The following is a 2,921-nucleotide window of genomic DNA, read 5'->3' as shown; positions in this document are numbered from 1 at the left end:
CAAGTGCGATCAAAGAAGTCACTTCCGCCGGTTTTAAAATGACTGCATTACCACCTGCTAATGCAGGTGCTAACTTCTGCACTTCACTGGCTATTGGTGAATTCCATGGTGTAATCGCTGCCACAACCCCAACAGGTTCATGCACACTCATGGTCATAAAATCTGGCGCACGTTATGTCGTCAACTCCATTTAAGGTTTCGCACGCCGCTGCGACATAACGTGCAGTTGCAGCCGCACTCATTGTTAAGGCACGCGTCTCAGCCAGTGGTTTACCGTTGTCTCTGGTTTGTAGCTTTGAAAGTTCATCAACACGCGCTTCAATAATGTCAGCCACTTTATACAAAATCCGAGCACGTTCATGCGGCATACTGTTGCGCCACTCCGCCTTACGCCATGCCAGATCAGCTTTTTCAATCGCTTCATTGACATCATCCAAACTCGCCGTTGAAATCTCAGCATTCACAGATTGATCTGCTGGAAACAAACTTTGTATCGTGTCACCTCGACCTAATCGCCATTCTCCAGCGATATAAATTTCCTTTACCATGATCAAATCCTTTAAATCTGAATTGCTTGAACACTATTGCGACAGGCACGAATCACACTGAGTGCAGCCAATGTCGATGTTTTCGGGTTACTCGCCAGAGGTACCCCCACCAACTCAATTGTCATTTCACCGAACACACCTTCTGCCACTATGGTGTGCTTGTTTTTATTGATGTTTGGATCAACTGTGAGTTCCACCATAGTTTCATCCATACCCAAACCTGCAAGCGCAATCGTCGCTGCAACATTGGCATTGGCTGGAAACTTCAATGCAGCTTCACGAGCCGTACCACGGAAAAAAACCATTGCTTCGCTCACCTGATCTAAATCAACCAATTGCTCTGCATAGCTACCACGCCAACTTTTTGGACTTTTGCAGCCCTTATAAGTGACCTTTTCCAAACCACCTTCTTTAGCCGCTGAGATTCCATCAATTCCAGCAATCGCACCTGCCAAAAGATGTAAGTGGGCATCATGTTGTTCAGCCGTTTTTTTTAGCTGAATCAAAAACTCGTTATCAGCCAAAGTTCCAACCGAGATCAACCCAATAGTCCAACCTTTTTCCAATACCTTTTTCGCATGCTCTTTCACCGCAGCTTGACCCGCAACTTCAATCACATAATCAGGTGTACCCTGACATTCATCAATCGAGCTAATCACTTGTACTTCAGATGAAACTTGCGCCTGAACTTTTTCAACACTCCGTGCTGGTACCACAATCCATTTAAGTTGTAAGTCTTGCGGCATATGGGCATACACTTCTGCTGCCATCGCGCCAAAACCAATCATCATCAACTGTTTCATGTGCACACCTTATAAATGCTTATTGAATCCGCCAGAGACATCAAGAGTTGAACCTATGGTATAGGATGCTAAAGGCGATGCGAGAAAGACCAAGGCACGTGCAGGTTCTTCGGGCTTACCTAAACGTTGCATCGGAATACCACGATTTTTAGCAATATTGCCTGTCCATTGTTCCCATGACAGATTTGGGTCTGAACGTGTTTCAAAACGGCGTTTCCACTGTGCTGACTCCACCATACCCAAAAGAATTGAGTTAACACGGACACCATATTGAGTAAATTCATGTGCCAGTGAATGCGTTAAATTTAGTAGCGCAGCACGTGCAGATGATGTTGCAATCATGTGCGGTTCAGGTTGCAACGCTAACAATGAGTTCACATTGGTGATTGAGCCACATGCTGAATCTTTTAAATCATTTAAAAATGCGCGAACGGGATGTAATTCACTGAAATATTTCAGTTCAATTTCTTTCATCCAATCTTCGTCTTGGGTATTTTCGAAATTCGACACACGACCTTGACCCGCGTTATTGATCAACATGTCGACATTACCTAAGTTTTGCTTTACATCTCGTGCAAATCGTTTAACGTCTTCTTTATCCAAAACATTGCAGGTACTGGTGTAAATATTGGCGTGTGGGTATTTCTCTAAAATATAAAGTTTCGATGCGGCTAAACGCGCTTCATCTCGACCACACCACGCGACCTTTGCACCTTCTGCAACTAAAATTTCCACAGCAGCCAAACCAATGCCTGACGAGCCACCTGTTACAACTACTACTTTTCCTTCAACTTGGAAGCTCATATCCATATCTCTCTAATTAATTTGCCGATAAAACAATGTCGTTAAACTGATCAGGTTGATCGACACAACTCAGATGACCTGCATCTGTAATGAGATGACATCGGCTCAATTGCATTTCTATCGCCAATTACATGATGGTTTGAGCAGGCGTGATTTCATCTTTATCACCCGCAATCACCACACAAGGAACTTTGAGATCTGTTAAATAATTTCTAATCTCGTCATACGCCAACAAATATGATGCTCGCGTAAAACCGTCTAAAGTAAGCTGCCCCATCACCTCACTGACCAATGCCAGTGCTTGAGGGTCTTGTTTATAAATTAAATGTGGACCACGGCTTGCCGCCATCCCCGCATTGCCCAAGCTTTTCAACATATTTGGGCGTTTCAGATAAACCTGTGCTTTGGTATCCTCATCCGAGCGTTGATAACCCTGCGCCGCATTGGCAATGATTAGGGTTTCAACTCGTTCAGGGTAAAGATGGGCAAAAGCACTTGCCTGTAATGCACCTAATGAATGACCTATAATGATGAATTTAGAAATCGCCAATGCATCCATAATCGCTAGTACTCGCTGAGCATAATTGGTTGCATTTGGCTGCTCCGTATCTAAGTTCTCAGATAAGCCATAACCTGGCGCATCCCAAGCAATCACATGAAAATGATGACTGAGTACAGCAAGCTGATTGACCCATGAAGCAGAACCTGAGCTGATACCATGTAAAAGAATCAGTGCTTGTCCGTGTCCAGCTTCGCGATAGGCTTG

General features: G+C 44.2%; 2 protein-coding genes and 2 pseudogenes. All 4 read right to left on the bottom strand.

All coding sequences use genetic code 11. The features are described 5' to 3' along the window. Positions 1-548, bottom strand: a pseudogene (locus A2003_RS10020) (aldehyde dehydrogenase family protein); the annotation flags it as partial. Between the two features lie 11 nt (positions 549-559). Continuing rightward, complete coding sequence (locus tag A2003_RS10015) at positions 560-1,351, bottom strand: aspartate dehydrogenase (RefSeq protein WP_112986157.1); 792 nt, start codon at positions 1,349-1,351, stop codon at positions 560-562. A gap of 9 nt (positions 1,352-1,360) precedes the next feature. Continuing rightward, positions 1,361-2,155: an SDR family oxidoreductase gene (locus A2003_RS10010; protein WP_004959529.1), complete on the bottom strand. Its 795-nt coding sequence runs from the start codon at positions 2,153-2,155 to the stop codon at positions 1,361-1,363. Positions 2,156-2,171: 16 nt separating this feature from the next. Further along, positions 2,172-2,921, bottom strand: a pseudogene (locus tag A2003_RS10005) (alpha/beta fold hydrolase); the annotation flags it as partial.

Source organism: Acinetobacter sp. GWC1_38_13, from assembly GCF_001767535.1.
GTDB classification, from domain to species: Bacteria; Pseudomonadota; Gammaproteobacteria; order Pseudomonadales; family Moraxellaceae; genus Acinetobacter; species Acinetobacter junii.
This window is presented reverse-complemented; position numbering and strand designations above follow the sequence as displayed.